At 46.5% G+C, this 16,160-nt stretch carries 15 protein-coding genes; 10 read left to right on the top strand and 5 right to left on the bottom strand.

The genetic code is table 11. The annotated features are described in order from the left end of the window. Positions 1–5: 5 nt before the first annotated feature. A complete protein-coding gene (locus MHH92_RS11525) occupies positions 6–1,751 on the bottom strand; it encodes an ABC transporter ATP-binding protein (RefSeq protein ID WP_036609220.1) in 1,746 nt (581 codons plus the stop codon). Between the two features lie 485 nt (positions 1,752–2,236). Here MHH92_RS11525 and MHH92_RS11530 point away from each other — a divergent pair, with 485 nt between their 5' ends. Together MHH92_RS11530 and MHH92_RS11535 are read left to right on the top strand one after the other, a co-directional pair. Continuing rightward, positions 2,237–2,533, top strand: coding sequence for a HesB/YadR/YfhF family protein (locus tag MHH92_RS11530; protein WP_036609218.1), 297 nt, complete (start codon positions 2,237–2,239; stop codon positions 2,531–2,533). A gap of 56 nt (positions 2,534–2,589) precedes the next feature. Next, positions 2,590–3,039, top strand: coding sequence for an NUDIX domain-containing protein (locus MHH92_RS11535; RefSeq protein WP_036609216.1), 450 nt, complete (start codon positions 2,590–2,592; stop codon positions 3,037–3,039). A 100-nt stretch (positions 3,040–3,139) separates the two neighbouring features. Here the strand turns inward: MHH92_RS11535 and MHH92_RS11540 are convergent, their stop codons facing one another. The 3 genes from MHH92_RS11540 to MHH92_RS11550 all read right to left on the bottom strand — a co-directional run bounded on the left by MHH92_RS11540 (position 3,140) and on the right by MHH92_RS11550 (position 5,515). Then, positions 3,140–3,652 carry a hypothetical protein gene (locus MHH92_RS11540; protein ID WP_036609214.1) on the bottom strand — a complete coding sequence of 171 codons (513 nt, stop codon included), beginning with the start codon at positions 3,650–3,652 and terminating at the stop codon, positions 3,140–3,142. Between the two features lie 415 nt (positions 3,653–4,067). Further along, a complete protein-coding gene (locus MHH92_RS11545; RefSeq protein ID WP_036609212.1) occupies positions 4,068–4,511 on the bottom strand; it encodes a DUF441 domain-containing protein in 444 nt (147 codons plus the stop codon). Positions 4,512–4,516: 5 nt separating this feature from the next. Continuing rightward, entirely contained in the window at positions 4,517–5,515 is a 999-nt protein-coding gene (locus MHH92_RS11550; protein WP_076249782.1) for a YpdA family putative bacillithiol disulfide reductase, read from the bottom strand. A 178-nt stretch (positions 5,516–5,693) separates the two neighbouring features. Between MHH92_RS11550 and MHH92_RS11555 the strand changes: the two genes are divergently transcribed. The 6 genes from MHH92_RS11555 to MHH92_RS11580 all read left to right on the top strand — a co-directional run bounded on the left by MHH92_RS11555 (position 5,694) and on the right by MHH92_RS11580 (position 10,987). Continuing rightward, entirely contained in the window at positions 5,694–6,287 is a 594-nt protein-coding gene (locus tag MHH92_RS11555) for a DUF2087 domain-containing protein (RefSeq protein WP_340907663.1), read from the top strand. Positions 6,288–6,819: 532 nt separating this feature from the next. After that, positions 6,820–7,845, top strand: coding sequence for a ribosome small subunit-dependent GTPase A (rsgA, locus tag MHH92_RS11560; RefSeq protein WP_442789457.1), 1,026 nt, complete (start codon positions 6,820–6,822; stop codon positions 7,843–7,845). Positions 7,846–7,901: 56 nt separating this feature from the next. Next, positions 7,902–8,240 (top strand): L,D-transpeptidase, encoded by a 339-nt coding sequence (locus tag MHH92_RS11565; protein WP_253507579.1) that lies wholly within the window; start codon positions 7,902–7,904, stop codon positions 8,238–8,240. Positions 8,241–8,403: 163 nt separating this feature from the next. Next, the gene (locus MHH92_RS11570; RefSeq protein ID WP_340903785.1) at positions 8,404–8,943 is read left to right on the top strand and encodes a GNAT family N-acetyltransferase; all 540 of its coding nucleotides are present in this window, start codon (positions 8,404–8,406) and stop codon (positions 8,941–8,943) included. Positions 8,944–9,113: 170 nt separating this feature from the next. Beyond that, positions 9,114–10,589, top strand: coding sequence for an aldehyde dehydrogenase family protein (locus MHH92_RS11575; RefSeq protein WP_340903787.1), 1,476 nt, complete (start codon positions 9,114–9,116; stop codon positions 10,587–10,589). Positions 10,590–10,834: 245 nt separating this feature from the next. Further along, positions 10,835–10,987: a hypothetical protein gene (locus MHH92_RS11580; RefSeq protein ID WP_164783094.1), complete on the top strand. Its 153-nt coding sequence runs from the start codon at positions 10,835–10,837 to the stop codon at positions 10,985–10,987. Between the two features lie 122 nt (positions 10,988–11,109). Here MHH92_RS11580 and MHH92_RS11585 read toward each other — a convergent pair whose 3' ends face one another. Then, complete coding sequence (locus tag MHH92_RS11585; RefSeq protein ID WP_074094612.1) at positions 11,110–11,349, bottom strand: hypothetical protein; 240 nt, start codon at positions 11,347–11,349, stop codon at positions 11,110–11,112. Positions 11,350–11,771: 422 nt separating this feature from the next. Here MHH92_RS11585 and MHH92_RS11590 point away from each other — a divergent pair, with 422 nt between their 5' ends. Both MHH92_RS11590 and essC read left to right on the top strand, forming a co-directional pair. Then, positions 11,772–12,092, top strand: coding sequence for a hypothetical protein (locus MHH92_RS11590; RefSeq protein WP_074094613.1), 321 nt, complete (start codon positions 11,772–11,774; stop codon positions 12,090–12,092). Between the two features lie 54 nt (positions 12,093–12,146). Further along, the gene (gene essC / locus MHH92_RS11595; protein WP_340903791.1) at positions 12,147–16,151 is read left to right on the top strand and encodes a type VII secretion protein EssC; all 4,005 of its coding nucleotides are present in this window, start codon (positions 12,147–12,149) and stop codon (positions 16,149–16,151) included. The last annotated feature ends 9 nt before the right edge of the window (positions 16,152–16,160 follow it).

The raw sequence follows: 16,160 nt of genomic DNA on the forward strand, positions 1-16,160 counted from the left end.
ACCTCCTACGTGGACAGATTGGACTCGACCTGTTGCCGTTCATACTGTTCACGGTACCAGCCGTTCATGGCTAACAATTCCTGGTGAGTGCCTTCTTCCGTAATTTTCCCGTGCTCCAGTACGATGATTCGGTCAGCGTGTTCAATAGCAGACAGGCGATGAGTCGAGATCAGCGTGGTTTTGCCCGAGCGTTTGTTGCGTATATTTTCAATGATTTTGGCTTCAGTACGTGCATCGACAGCAGATAAGGCATCATCGAGGATCAGAATATCAGGATTAGCAATAAAGGCACGCGCCAGCGATACCCGCTGTTTCTGTCCACCGGACAGAGAGATTCCTTTTTCACCAACGAGTGTATCCAGTCCATCGGATAAGGTTCCCAGATCCCCGTCAAAAGCGGCGGTACGAATGGCTTCCATGATAACTTCATCACTGGCCCCAGGTTGACCAAATTGAATGTTTTGACGAACTGATTTGGAGAACAGAACTTGTTCCTGTGGTACGTACCCAATCCAGCTGTGCAAGTCATCTTTGGCGATATCCTGAATCGGATGACCCGAGATGCTTAATGTGCCCGAACCGGCAGGGTATTCATGAAGCAGTTGTTTGAGCAAAGTAGACTTACCGCTACCCGTACGACCCACAACACCCAATGTTTGACCCCGTCGTAGCGAAAAGCTGATATGACTGAGATTGTCGACAGTGGAACTTGGGTAACGGAATGTAACATCCTGCATCGCAATTTCTTCCGGATTCGTAACGTGAGCAGGTTGCTCCACATCTTGTACGGCAGGTTCTACCGATAAAGTCTCGTTGACCCGATCAAGCGAAGCGCTACCACGTTGCATCAGGTTAATTAATTCGCCGATGGCAAACATGGGCCAGATCATCATCCCCAGGTACATGTTAAACGATACGAGATCCCCCAGGGTAATTTCATTATGAAATACAAGATAAATGCCGTAGGCAAGTGCAATCACATAACTGAGTCCAACGAAGAGGCGGATGGTGGGTTCAAATAGGGCATCCATTCTGGCAACAGCCAGATTTTTACGATACACATCTTCGGTCACGTCGGCGAACCGTTTCTCGTCCAGACGTTCCTGCACATAAGCACGCACGACACGAATCCCGGCGATGGATTCCAGCACCTGGTCGTTCATATCTCCGAATGCATCCTGTGCCAGGGTGTAACGTTGATGTACAGCTTTACCATAGATCATCATGGCAATGGCGATAAAAGGTAATGGCAGGATTGCCGCCAAGGTCAGTTTCCAACTAACCAGGAAACCCATGGCGAACAATACGGTGGCCAGAAAGGCTGTAGAGTCTGTTAAGGTCAGCATGCCGAAGCCTGCTGTAGTGGCAATGGAACGAAGATCATTGGTGGCCCGAGCCATCAGATCTCCTGTTCTGTTTTTCTCAAAAAAGGGAGGAGTCATCCGTAACAAGTGGTCCATAAAGCGGGAACGAAGCAGCCGCTCCACTAGGTTGGCACCACCAAATAGTTTGTGCATCCAAACGTATGTAACCAGATAGATAATGATGACCGTTCCTAGAATAAGCAAAATATAACGCGTAAGTGAGGTGCCGGTAATGGAACCGCGCACAATCTCGTCGATGGCATTACCAAGAAGACGAGGAGGCAGCAGTTCGGCAATGCCCACCAGAATAAGCAAAATGACACCGGTTAGGTATCGTTTGCGTTCCAGCCGGAAGAACCAGGCCAGGTTTTTAAGTACAGAGAACAAGTGTTATCCCTTCCTTTCGATGTCCGAGAAATGCAAATTCCGTTCATGAATGCCGAAATGTACCCACAAAAAAAGACATACCGCACGCAGGCGGTATGTCTTCATATAATCATACGGCAGCATGGCTCAGAGAACAGAGCCGTCACCATATATAAGTTCGATTGTGAGTATACATCACAGAGGTTCTAATGAAAGATCGCCTGTCATGCCGACTTATGAACGGAATAATGATTTCGGGTGTGCTCCGGTATTTAGTTGTGTGCTGAATTGACCTATCATATGTTTGTTAAACACCGTAATCACCCTTTCTTTTTTTGGAAATAAATACAATGTAGACCTCGTATGTTTGCATCTTAACACCGGCTTTTACAATCTGTCAAACATTTTTCACAACTTATTTTGTCTTTATGTGGTCACTCGGGTTTGTATTCAAGTCCCTGTCGAGATATGATGGAACATATATATACAGAAGGAGCTGACACCAAATGAGTACCATACATGTATCCGATCAAGCTGCTCGCTGGTACAAGGAAGAGCTGAATTTGAACGAGGGAGACAGCATTCGATTTTTTGCCCGTTATAGCTCTGGCGGAGGTCTTCACCCTGGATTTTCGCTAGGTATTGCTGTGGAGAAACCAAGACATCCTGCGGATCAAACCGAAGTGTCGGGGATTCAATTCTTCATGGAAGATCACGATTATTGGTATCTGAAAGGGCACCAACTGCATGTGGATATTGTAGATGAAGGTCAAGATATCGAATATCGTTACACGGAAGTCTAAGCAATAGATGGATTACAGGTCGCCACCGGCTTCCGAGTAGGAGGAGGGGATAAGCAGTGAATCTGCCACCACGAGATTTGGCCCAGTATATCGCAAAACGCTCTCATATTGTTGTAAAAGCGGCGGTGCGGGCTGAGAACGAACAAGGTGAATTACTGCTGATTCAGCATGCTGAACATGGTCACTGGCGGTTGCCAGCAGGTGAGATGCGTCCGGGTGAGGCTATTGAAGATGCTGCACATCGGGAGTTATGGGAAGAGACAGGTTGGACTGCTGATACCATGACACTGGAAGGTCTCTATTCGGGGCCTGACCTTCGGTATCTGCATTCAAGCGGAGATGAAGAGTATTATGTCATTGCCCTGTTTCGGACAGTGATCATTCAGGATGACCTTGTGGAGTCGCGTGTAAATAGTGATGCAGGTCTGAAGTTTTTTGCGCTGGAGTCGTTACCACCTCTGAATCAGATTAGCCGAATCCTGTTAGCGCGGGATATTGCAGAATAAAATAAGTGTTGACCGCAAAAAAAATGACCTTGGCATGCACGATAAAGTGGATGCCAAGGTCATTTTTTTGAAAATCCGATTCTGGTGCTCAGAGCATGAATTACACCTGATCCAGTGGTTCATCATCCATCGCAAAATCAAAATCATCAATATCGAATACCTGTACAGGTGATTCAGACTCAATTATGCGTGCAATCAGTTCAACCTGATCGGTAAGAATCGGGATACTCAGGCGCTGAGATGTCAGTAGCAGTTCGGTCTCAATGGGATCGAAATACTCCCCGTACTGTGCCGTATCTATTGCATTGATAATGGCAATGGATACTTGGTCACCAAATAAAATGGAGGGGCTTTTGGCCCATGGAACAAGTAACGCACGCTCTATTTTTTTCTTATTCAGCGGTTCCTCGAAATAAGAAATCATTTCATTGATTTTGGATTTCACATGCTGATCATCTGCCGGGTTATCCATCATGGGATCAGGACTGGTCTGGAATTCATATAGCTCAAGGATGGTGGTATAAGGAACAATATATTCAACAGGCGCGGGCGGCGCTAGCAATTGACCGTAAATAGCCACCATCACGGCTTCTGTAATAAACTGACGTGACATGTTCCTTAATCCTCCTGCGCCATTAATAGTTGCAAAGTGAATCTATACGTTTATGCAACAGCATAACCATAATAGTACGTGTTCAAATAGGACGGTTTTCAGTACCGAGAAGATGGGATGAAGCTAGAAATGGAGTAGCGGAGCGTAGGGAAAACTACGTGAGCAACCGCAATGTTTCCAAAGGAAACATACTTCGTAAGCCTCCCGCTTATTTCGGCTGAATTCCATATTCGATGCTGAGGATGCCTTTAGGCATCCTTCGTAATCAAAAGCGGACTTTTTGAACAACCTCTAATATGCATTATTCTGCTGTAGACTCGTGTACATAATTTGCATGAATAGAAGTATATCACACAACGGTGGGAAATACAGCCAATCTGCATAGCATGTAAGGTCACAAGCTTCACAATTTGATTCAGGATTTGCCCAGCAGCAATGATAAAATTCCCGCCGCAATCAATGGACCCACAGGCACACCCTTGAATAGGGCAACCCCAAGTACCGTTCCGATTAACAGCCCTGCAACGACAGTTGGCTGTGTACCCATCAACGTAGCGCCACGTCCTCCGAGATATGCCACCAGTAATCCTACGCCAATGGCGAGCAGTGATTTCCAGTGCAGGAAAGACTCACCGATCGTCTGCAGACTCATCTTGCCACTGGCAAGAGGTGCCATCACGCCAATGGTCAGAATGATAATGCCCAGTGTAAGTCCGTATTTTTCAAGCCATGGAAATGCCTGATTCAGGTTCAGGACTCGTAACAACAACAGAAATACCATCGCTACGGTCACAGGTGTGTTGCTGCTGATAATCCCGAGAGCCGCAAATACGAGCAACAGCAGGGAAGTCATATCCATTGCTTTCATTTCCCTTCAGTCTGTCCACGTTGTTTGCTAACGATATGTTCCGCAATGTAACGTCCATGCCAGCGCCCGGATTCAATAAAGACTTCATTGGCATTACGCCCCGAAGCGATGACTCCGCCCACATATACACCAGGTACGCTGCTTTCCATCGTTTGTGCATCATATAGAGGTTTATCCATATCATCAGACATCTCCACACCTACCGACGTGAGTAGTTGACGATCTGGACGGAAACCGGTCATTGCCAGTACGAAGTCATTATCCAATTCCCGAGTGGAACCATCCGTGTGTATCAGACGAATCGAATCATCGAGTATTTCATTCACGCGTGATTCCAGGTGGAGTGTGATATGACCTTTTGTCACCATGCTCTCGAATAGCGGACGTACCCACGGTTTAATATGCTGGGACAGACCACTGCCGCGATAAACCATATCAATATGTGCTCCGACCCGAACCAGTTCCATGGCCGCATCCACGGCTGAGTTGCTTCCGCCAATAATGGCGACACGTGTACGGGTATAAGGGTGGGCTTCCCGGAAGTAGTGGGTCACCTTATCTTTATCTTCTCCAGGGATGCCCAGATAGTTAGGATGGTCAAAATAACCGGTAGCTACAACTACATTGCGTCCAACATGTACGATGGCTTCCCCGCGGCGATTGAGCGTATGTACCTCAAACGTACCATCATCCTTGCGTTTAATTTCACGGGCTTCCTCATAGTTATGAACACGCAGACCAAAATGTTCGGCTACCCTACGATAATAGGCAAGTGCTTCATAACGAAACGGTTTATCATTAGGTGTGCTGAACGGAACGTTTCCGATCTCAAGCAGCGGGGCTGTGCTGAAAAACTGCATATGGGTTGGATACAGATAAATAGATTGAACGATATTGTATTTCTCAACGATCACAGCGGACAGTCCCAGCCGCTCACATTCAATGGCAGCAGACAGACCGCATGGGCCTCCGCCGATAATAATGACATCTTCCATGTTCTTAATCCTCCTTATTTCAAGCAATATAATCCTACCGTAAATAACGAGCCAATGCCAGTTCAAGCGTGGAGTTTAATTAGACAAGCTTACTTGAAACCAAAGGAGTTGACGTGTAGAGAAGAAAAGACTAATATCAAATTAGATATATATCTAATTGAAAGCGAGATGAACGATGATGCAGCTGGAGAAAATTGTGGCTTATCATAAAGCGTTGGCTGACCCGACCCGGCTTCGCATGCTGCTGTTGTTGGCACAGGGTGAACTACACGGACAGGCACTTGCCGAGCGGCTGAATCTTTCACAGCCAACCGTGACACATCATGCATCCAAGCTGAGAGAGGCGGCGCTGATTAAGGAACGACGGGAGAAAAATACAGTGTATTTCACACTCAATCCTTCGTTTATCCGCGAGAATGCACAGGCTTCGGTTGATTTTATCTTTAATCGAGAGGAGGTTACGGATATGAGTGATGTGAACGAAACATTGAAAGCGTCGGTCATGAGGAATTTTTTCTCCAAAGATGGACGACTGCGTCAGATTCCGGCTCAATACAAGAAAAAACTGATTGTACTTGGTCATCTGGTCGGGCAGCTTGAATTTGGTCGGAAGTATACGGAAAAAGAAATCAATACATTTATAAAGCAATACCATGAAGACTTTGCCACGATTCGGCGGGAATTTATCATGCATCAGTTCATGTATCGGGAAGAGGAGATCTATGAATTGAATCCGAAGGAAATGTGGACACGCTGGGATCAGGTTAAATAGAGTAGCTGGTGGTAAAAAAAGTTTGGGCTTGACAACTGTTAAGCTCAGTGTGTAACATAATGGATAATTCTACAAGGGAGGCGATTGTTTATGACAAATTTAAATGCAGTATACGTTAATTTGAATATGAACAGCGTCTCCGGAACGGATCAAAGCATGTAATTTTGCGTTAGATGGATAGCAATATCCATTGTAACGTGAAGTATCGCATGCTCAGGTGAAGCCACGGGTGACGCACCCGTGGCTTTTTTGTTTGCCGATAAAAGGGTGTTCCTGAATGGTTTATATCGGAGGGTTAAGTATTCTATCCGGTAGATCTACAAGAAGGGATGATCTTTGATTCGGCTAACTACCTATTGCCACGGGTGTATTTCTACTCGTGGTTTTTTGTTTTGATCTGAACCGGAGATGATTGTTCACTCGGCTTGAACGAAGTAAACAACTTATTTTGGGAGGAATTTTTATTTTAGATAACCATATTGAGAAGTACGGCTGGTCAGCAAAGTGGCAGGAACTGTGGCAAGAGACAGGGATGGAAGAGCAGGAGAAAAAGCCAGCCAGAATTATCGCAGACCATGGACATCTGCTACGTTTGATTACAGAAGAGGGCGAATGCTGGGGAAGGATTTCGGGCCGAATGCGTCATGATAGTCTGGAGACCAGCTTGGCACCGGCGGTTGGAGATTGGGTGGCCATTACAGGTCAGTCGGGTGAAGAAGCAATTATTCACAATCTGGTGCCACGTCGGAGCAGGGTATCAAGGCAGGCGGCAGGTCCGGTGACCAAGGAACAATTAATCGCCGCAAACGTAGATACACTGTTAATCGTGGCAGCACTTAATCATGATTTCAACCTTAGAAGGCTCGAAAGATACGTGCTGATGGCTTGGAATGGTGGCGTAAGGCCAGTCATTGTTCTGAGCAAAAGTGATCTGTGCAACAATGTGGAAGAACAGATCCGAAGTGTAGAAGGGATTGCTCCAGGCGTTGAAGTGCTTGCGATATCTGCAGTGGAGGGTCAAGGTAAATCCTTACTGGAACGATATTTGCAGCCAGGGCTGACTGTTGCGCTCACAGGATCTTCTGGCAGTGGCAAGTCTACGCTGGTGAACTGGATGATGGGTGAGGATGTGCAGCTTACGCAATCCGTTCGCGAGGGAGACAGTCGGGGGAGACATACGACAACACACCGGGAGATGTTTGTACTTCCACAGGGAGCCGTATTGATCGATACTCCAGGAATGCGCGAGCTTAATCTCTGGGATGAGGGCAATGATGGGCTGTCGCATGCGTTTGGAGAAATTGAAGAACTTGCCGCCACGTGCCGATTTCTGGATTGCAGTCATACACGGGAAGCTGGATGTGCAGTGAAAGAAGCCATACAGGATGGTTCATTGGATGAAAAAAGACTGAATAATTATCTGAAAATGCAGAAGGAATTGCAATATCAGCAGCGCAAGGAAGAAGTGGCATCCAGAAGGCGTACCGCTTCCAGCAAACCGGCCAATAGTCGCAAACCCAAGCACTCCCGTAGTGTGAAAGAGTGGGAAGAAGCCTGAAATCAGGCGGGCATCATCCGGTATCTTGCATAAGATAGGTCAGGAGGGATGTCATTATGCCAGATTACAGGATTATTGTAGATCTGTCTGACCACATGTTATATCTTCTGGACGGCAATCAGGTGATTAAGGGCTATCCTGTGGCCACCGGCAAGATGCTCACGCAGACTCCAAACGGGGAGTTCACTATTGTTAACAAACAATCGAACCCAGGTGGGCCATTTGGCGTGCTCTGGATGGGGCTGTCTGCTCCCCATTATGGCATACACGGAACCAATGAGCCTTGGTCTATTGGCAAATCTGTCTCCCACGGTTGTATACGCATGTACAACTCGGATGTACTGGATCTGTCTTCCAAGGTATCTGTAGGCACTAGGGTAACGATCCGGCCGTAGGGCCGGATTTTACTTTTATAAGAGGCAGTTCAAAAAGTCCACTTTTGATTACGAATCCTGCCTAGCGGCATCAGGACTGAAGTGGATGAATTTGGAATTATAGAAAGAAGAACATATAATATGGTAAAGCTACGGCAGTTACGAGAGAAAGTGAGGGATAGCTATGCTGATCAGGCCAGCGCGTGAAGGGGATGCGCAGGGGATAGCTTATGTACATACTGAGAGTTGGAAAACTACGTATCGGGGAATTGTGCCTGACGATTTTTTGGATCATTTGACTATAGAATCAAGATTGTCTCAGTGGGAGAAGACTATTCGTTCTGACGAAAAGGATCAGATCCTGGTGGTAGCTGAACAGGATGATGGGAACATTGTCGGATTTGCTTGTGGGGGTAAGGAGCGTGAAGGCAAATTACCTTATGATGGAGAGTTGTATGCTATATATTTGCTGAAGGAAGTGCAACAAACGGGGATAGGTCAACAACTCGCGACACATGTCGTTCATCATCTGCAGACCCACAATATGAAACGTTTGATCATATGGGCTTTGGAGCGTAATTCAGCTTGTCGCTTCTATGAAAAGATGGGAGGCACTCCAGTCCAGACACAGTCCCTCCGCATTGGTGGTCAAGATCTGATCGAAGTTGGCTACGGATGGGAGGACTTGAGCCTCTTTGGAGAGAAGAGCCTGCCCGACTGTTGAAAGACGTCCAGATGCTGAGAGAATAGTGGGGGTTGTATTGTTTCCCTTAAGCTTAAAGAATGGAAGAGCTAATTCAGGTCTTCACGTTTGCGTAATTCTGAACAAGGTTAATGATGTATTACACCGTTGTGCAGGTGTGACATTTAATCTTGATCAGGAGGCGTATTCACATGACTTTAATGGACACTGAACATACAACATGGACGAAACAATATATTAATGGCAGCTGGGTAGATGGCTCCGGTGAGAAAACAATGGAGAATATCAATCCTTATACGGGAGAAGTTATTGCCACATGGCGCTCTTCCAATAAGAAAGACATAGATAAGGCTTATGAGTCAGCTCAGAAAAATTCGATTGAATGGGCGAAGTCTTTGCCCGCTGCGAAAGAAGAGGTGTTGCGTAAAGTTTCATCCCTGATGGCGGAGCGCAAAGAGGAGATCATTCAACTGTTGATCACGGAATCCGGGAGTACCCGGATCAAATCGGAGGCGGAGTTTGCAGCGGCTAAACGCATTGTGGATGAAGCAGCATCTTTTCCTTATCGTATGAAGGGTGAGATCATCCCGTCCAATACCCCTGGCAAAGAGAACCGTGTGGTTCGTGAGCCTAAGGGAGTGATTGGTGTTATCGGGCCATGGAACTTCCCTTTGCATCTATGCCTGCGATCTGTAGCTCCAGCGATTGCTCTTGGTAATGGTGTGGTTATTAAGCCAGCATCAGACACTCCGATTACGGCAGGTTGGCTCATTGCCGATTTGTTTGAACAAGCCGGTCTGCCTGAGGGCGTGCTGAATGTCGTTGCGGGAAGTGGCAGTGAAATCGGGGATTACTTTGTCGCTCATCCGGTTCCCAAAGTAATTTCATTCACGGGTTCCACAGAAGTTGGACAAGGGATCGGTAAACTGGCGGGGGAACATTTAAAAGTAACGGCACTGGAACTAGGTGGCAACAACGCGATGGTTGTGCTGGAAGATGCGGACATTGAACGTGCTAGCGAAGCGGCGGTCTTTGGCAAGTTTCTGCATCAGGGACAGATCTGCATGGCGCTGAATCGTATCATTGTGCATGCCGATATTTACGAACAATTCGTCGAATCATTTGTTGCCAAAACGAAGAATGTCCAGGCAGGTGATCCGGCGGATGCCAAAACACTCGTGGGTCCTCTCATCCGGGAAAAAGAGGTAGAACGATTGCTGGAGCTTGTGGACAAAACCAAGGCCGAAGGTGCACGGTTATTGCTCGGAGGGACCAGTAAAGGCAGTGTGCTGTCTCCTACTGTACTTGCCGATGTTAAACCTGAACAAGATATCGTGCAACAGGAATTGTTTGGCCCAGTAGCAGTGATCATGAAAGCTCATGATGAGCAGGAAGCTGTACGTTTGGCGAATGATACTCCTTATGGACTTAGTGGTTCCGTATTCACCCAAGATCTGAATCGAGGATATCAGGTTGCCCAGCGCATTGAATCGGGTATGGTGCATGTAAATGATCAGTCTGTGAACGATGAAGCGCATGTGATGTTTGGCGGTGAAAAAGCTTCAGGGATTGGACGTTTCGGTGGGGATTGGGCGATTGAGAAGTTTACACGTACTCGTTGGATCAGCATTCAGCACCAATATCGGGAATATCCGGGAGTGAAATAAGTCGAAAAAGAGTAAATTAGCAGGGGCATTTATGAATGATTAGAGTGGGTTACAAAAAGATCGACAAATCATGCGAAAGTCCGTCTCCAGCTTGGTGGGACGGGCTTTTTGCACAATATTACACCTTGGCAAAATACGGCTTAATATAAGAGTGGAAAAGCTGTTTGGGGCTGACGCTATCTGGTTATTTATGGATACACGGAAGAATCGATCCGTAAATCCAATGGCAAAGGGGCTTTAAATTCATGTCCATTGACCGCTTTATTCTGAGGAAACTGAATACCTGTCAGGAAGAACATACACGTGCCAATTTGGTTCGGCTGTTTGTCATTCGTATTCGTAAAGCCGAGATTGCGGAAGAACATGATGCCGCCTATGTCCTGAGCAAACTGCACTGAGCGATGGCTGATAATAATTGCGATCAGCTGTTAACGTGTATACAACTCAAAAAAGGAAGCTTGTCTATGACGACAGCTTCCTTTTTCATGTCTTGTAATGAATGTGTCTTGGTTGACTCCTTTTAATATAACGATAAAGCAAGGGAGTCGTTTTCACTTCGACTGTGGAGAATGGCTTCTCCATTAACAATCTCAATACTAATTAAAGAATGCAGACATTTTTGAATGGCGCGTTTACCGTTGCTAATTTTATGCTCAAGAGCACTGCTAAGCAATCTTAATGTCTTCTGCATAGGCTGTTTGTTTTCTTGATTAAAATATACAGGGATTGATTTGTTTTGAAAGGTTATTAGGGTTCTCACTTGAAATCACCTCACGGTTGTTATTTCATACAGCTAATATTAAATTCCAATGCTTAAAATTACCTTAAAATCAGCTTATGAAAACATAAAGGTGGGTAATGTTTGAAAAGTGTTCACAATTCAATTGTGAGCGAAGGAATAAAAGTCCTGAAAAACGTAACTTAATTACCATTTAAATGGAACAAAAAACGATGATTTTCGTATCCTCGCAATATTAAATTGCATAACTGCCACAAAAGTTCTGAGTCGAATGTACGATATTTTAATATATACGTGGGTCATATGTAACAAAATTACAGGTGGTACATTGCAAACAGGGTGTTTATGTAAGAAAATAGGGTTGATATAACGATTCATTCTCTTTTTTTTGATTTAATCTGACATTAGGACAATTTACATATGAGACCATGGGAGGGATTCGGATGATTCTAACCGTGTATTCCGGCCGCGAGGAAGGAGAATGGTTCGACATCGATGTTCCGGACGAATGTACCATTGAACATTTGAAGACATTACTCGGCGTTCGCATTTTTGGACAGGCACCGGGAGACGGCATTCAGTACATCCTTGAAGCCAAGTTTCCGGAAGGTCTGTGGTTCTCTCCGCAGAACGCACAGCAGTTAATGGAAACAGGGCTGCGACAGGGCAGTTGCGTACGTGTACAGCGGGCTTTTTCAACGACTTCGGAAGAAGCGCCTGTATATGGAAGACGTTCATTGTTTCAGCAGGACAGCAACGAATAGGGCTTTTGAACGTATACATTCATTATTGAACGAACTAAAGGAGGTCTTCTCTTCGTGAATGTGTTATATCAGCGTTCTCCAAGAATGACACCGGTTCTCAAGGAAGAGAGACTCGAAATACTCAGGCCTCCAACAGAACCGAGCAAACCCACGTTTTCCATGATATCCATTATTGTGCCGATCATGATGACCATGGTTAGCATTGGTTTCTACGTATATATCAATATGACCGGCAAAATGGGCAATAGCAATTATATGATGTTTCAGATGATGACGGTCATGATGATGCTTACTTCTTACACCATTCCATTCTTCGTGTATCTGAGCAACAAGAAATCATATCGCAAAAAATTGGAAGAACGAAAAATAATGTATCTTGCCCAATTGGACAAACACCGGGAAGAACTGAAAGAAGCTCAGGCGGAGCAAGTGAAGAGCCTGTACGAAATTCATGGTGATCCGGGTGTGTGTCTTCAAGTGGTGAAGAACCGGAACAGTTCCTTGTGGGAGCGTTCACCAGAGGATGATGATTTCCTTCAGGTGCGCATTGGTACGGGAGAGATTCCATTCCGAATCAAACTTCAGGTTCCGCGGATTGATGGTTACGAGAAGGATGAGCTGATTGAAGCGGCCCATGAACTTGCGGCTGAATTCCAGACGGTACCAGATGCTTCCATTACATTGCCTTTGTTCCAATCGAAGGTTATGGGACTTGTCGGTGATCGGGAGGAAGTGCTTGCTTCCCTGCGAGTCATCATCTCACAACTGACGGTACGCCATTCCCCGGATGAACTGAAGCTTGCTGCTTTCTATGAAGAAAAGGACAGCAAGGAATGGGACTGGCTTCGCTGGATGCCCCATATCTGGGATGAAGACCAAGGACAACGCTATATGGCCGACAGGCACAGCGGTGCGCATCAATTGGCGGACAGCTTGTTTTCCGTGTTGAATCGGCGTCGTAACAATAAGGAAGACCGCTACAAGAAAAGCGTACAAACGCCGTGCTACGTTGTAATTCTCTCCGATACGCAATTAATTGAAGAAGAACCGTTGCTTCCGCTGCTGCTGGAGTCGGCTCACGAGATTGATGTATGCACCATCATACTGGCTAATCGCAAGGAGTCTCTACCGATGCATTGTCAGTTGATCATGGATGCCTCCAAAGGCAAAGGGGTGTATATCAAAAAAACGGAAGATGCGGATGTTATTCAACAAACGTACAAGCCTGATGTGATCTCGAAGGAGATGGCAGAGGCGCTCTCCCGTTATATGTCACCGATCCGGTTAAAGCGGTCATCTGCTTCAGATATCCCGCAAGTGCTTCCGTTATTCGATATGCTGAGCATATCACGCGTGGAAGATCTGGATGTGGTGTCCAGGTGGGGACAGACGAGATATCCTGATACGCTGCCCGTACCAATGGGTGTACGCGCTGGCGGCAAAAAAATTGCGATAAACCTGCATGACAAAATTGAACGTCAGGGTCATGGTCCCCATGGTCTGATTGCAGGTACAACTGGTTCAGGTAAAAGTGAAGTCATCCAGTCCATCGTAGCTTCACTCGCTGCTGAATTCCATCCACATGATCTGGCCTTCATGCTGATTGACTATAAAGGTGGCGGGATGTCCAATACATTTGTTGATCTGCCTCATGTGGTAGGGACGATCACCAATCTGGATGGGAATCTGATCGAGCGGGCAAATATCTCACTTCGTGCCGAATTGGTCAGAAGGCAAAAAATATTAAATGATGCGGGAAACCTCCAGCATATTGATGAATATTACAAGATTCTGCGTTCCAGACATGAACAGCCACTGCCACATCTGGTTATTATCATTGACGAGTTTGCTCAATTGAAGAGGGACCAGCCGGAGTTCATGGATGAATTGATCAGTATCGCGGCGATTGGCCGGACACTTGGGGTTCATCTAATTCTGGCAACCCAAAAGCCAGCTGGTGTTGTGGACGATAAAATATGGAGTAATTCTCGTTTCCGGATCTGTCTTCGCGTACAGAGTGAGGGAGATAGCAGGGATATGATCAAGATTCCAAATGCTGCCTGGATTACAAAGCCTGGTCGTGGATATTTCCAGGTTGGTAGTGATGAAGTGTTTGAAGAAATGCAATTCGCCTGGAGTGGTGCACCTTATAACCAGCAGGAGGATTCAACAACGGTATTGCCTGTTATGGAAGTGCGCCTGAACGGTAAGCGGGAGCCTCTGTTAACTGGAGAGCGCAGAGCCGTTCTCAAAGGTGAAGATGTTCCGAAACAGCTTCAGGTATTTATTGATTATGTTGCGCAGTCTGCAGCTGATGCGGGTATCCGTCGTTTGCCAGGACCATGGTTGCCACCTTTACCAGAGACACTGGAATGGGAAGGTCTTCAGGACTGGCAGGAAGAAGAGAATCGGGATCTGCTGCTTGATGGCGGGGCGAATGGTCTGAAACCACTGGTTGGTTTACTGGATGATCTCCCTAATCAGCGCCAACAACCGCTCGCATTGCCTGTGGATCAAGGCCATCTGGTTGTGTACGGCATGCCGGGACTCGGAAAAACAACATTTGTTCAGACCTTGCTTATGTCTTTGGCCCGTTCCCATAGAACTGAACCTTGGCATGGTTACATTATTGATATGGGCCGCATGATGAAGGACTTTGCAGTACTACCTCAGATCGGTGGCGTGATGATGGCTGAAGAGGAAGACCGGATCAAGCGGTTATTCCGCTATATTCTCAAGCTGTCAGCACAACGCAAAGATATCATCTCGGAGGCGGGTGTTAAAACGATTTCGGCGTACCGCCGTTCAGCTCACGCGGCTGTCCCGCAGGTTGTGGTCGTTATCGATGGTTATCTTTCATTCCGAAATGCCTATCCGGAAGAGAATGAACTTCTGGAGACGATCCTGCGTGAAGGCGGAAGTCTGGGCATCACCTTTGTGCTCACCGCCAATCGGGTAACAGATGTATTTGAAAAATTCAGAAGTAATATTCCCAATGCGGTTTCATTTGAGTTATCCGATCCAAGCGATTATTATTATGCCGTGGGAAGACCTTCCAAGGCCCCAAGCCAACTTCCGCCAGGAAGAGGTCTGGTCAAAGGGCAAGTGCCTCCATTAATGTTCCAGGCGGCATTACCTTCTTCAGGGGCAGATGAGGGCAAGCGTTCATCGGCACTGCGCCGTACGATTGCTGAGATTCGCCAAGGCTGGACAGGGGAAGAAGCGCCGCAGATTGCTCCACTTCCGGAAGAGATCAAACTGAAGGATCTGCTCATTCGGACAGGATCATATGGTCAGGCTTGGGATACATCGTCTGTAACTGTCCCTGTGGGATTGCTTACGGATGATCTGGAACCATTCGAGCTTAATCTGCGTGAAGGTCCGCATTTCATGGTAACGAGTCCGATGGAAGGCGGCAAAACGACATTTTTATTGACATGGATGTTATCACTGGCTTATCATGCTTCTCCGGAAGATGTGCAAATATACACAGTAGATATGCGTTATGGCTCAGGTGGGCTGGGGGAAATCAGCAGTTTGCCCCATGTCCGTGGACATGTATCGCGAGAAGAACAGCTTGCACCTGTCATTCAACAGTTGTACGATGAAGTTCTGAAAAGAGGCGAGATTTCCGGTGGACCGGAACTTGTGCTCGTCATCGACGATGCGGACACCTTGTCCAAGCAGCTAAACGATTTTAATGTGAAAGATCAATTGGGAGCGATTGTTCGTCAAGGAAGGGATCGCGGTATACACGTGATTCTATCCGGAGTTCCGGCAGACTTCCCAACCTTTGGTTCTGACTGGGTAACGGATGTGAAGGCTTCCCAGAGTGGAATGCTGTTCGGGACTTTAGACCCTAACGATCTCTCGTTCTTCCGTATACCTTATTCCGAATCTGGAGGTAGTTCAGGTGGGCTGAAGGTACTGCCTCCGGGTCAAGGTTATTATGTAAAACGTAAATATTCCAGGGTTAAAGGTGCAGTTCCATGTGATGACAGCTGGAAAATGACCGATTGGATTTCTGAAATTCGTGACCGATGGCATGTTGTAGTTTGAGGGGAGGTG

It is taken from the genome of Paenibacillus sp. FSL M7-1414, assembly GCF_038003195.1.
Lineage (GTDB): Bacteria > Bacillota > Bacilli > Paenibacillales > Paenibacillaceae > Paenibacillus > Paenibacillus amylolyticus.